A 379-nucleotide genomic window follows, 5' to 3' on the forward strand; every position below is an offset into this window, starting at 1 on the left:
GTCAAGACGTCAGAACGGATCTTTCAGGCCGCTCGGAAGCTTGGTTACCGTCAGGATGAGGTGCCGAGAGTTTCGACGAGTAGGACGTATCACCTCGTCGCAGTGTGCGTTGCCGACGCCATGAATCCGGTGTTCGGGGCTACCGTCAAAGGGATTTTCGCAGGTGCCCGCAAACGCGGTTACATGGTCGTCCTCATTGACTCCAACGAGTCATCCGAGATTGAGTCTGAAACCACGAAACGATCCTTGGCTACTGTCGACGGTTTCATTTTTGTCGGTTCGCGCATGTCGGACGCCGGTTTGCGGCACCTGGCCGGGATCAAGCCGGTCATGACGGTCAACCGTAAGGTTCCAGGTGTGTCATCGGTGACACCAGCAT

General features: G+C 56.5%; 1 protein-coding gene. It reads left to right on the top strand.

Features of this window, described 5'->3' with window-relative positions:
* Positions 1–379: LacI family DNA-binding transcriptional regulator (locus C1I92_RS35205; RefSeq protein ID WP_146605410.1), on the top strand; the 379-nt coding region annotated here is incomplete at both ends.

The sequence above is a fragment of the Jiangella anatolica genome (assembly GCF_003236295.1).
GTDB classification, from domain to species: Bacteria; Actinomycetota; Actinomycetes; order Jiangellales; family Jiangellaceae; genus Jiangella; species Jiangella anatolica.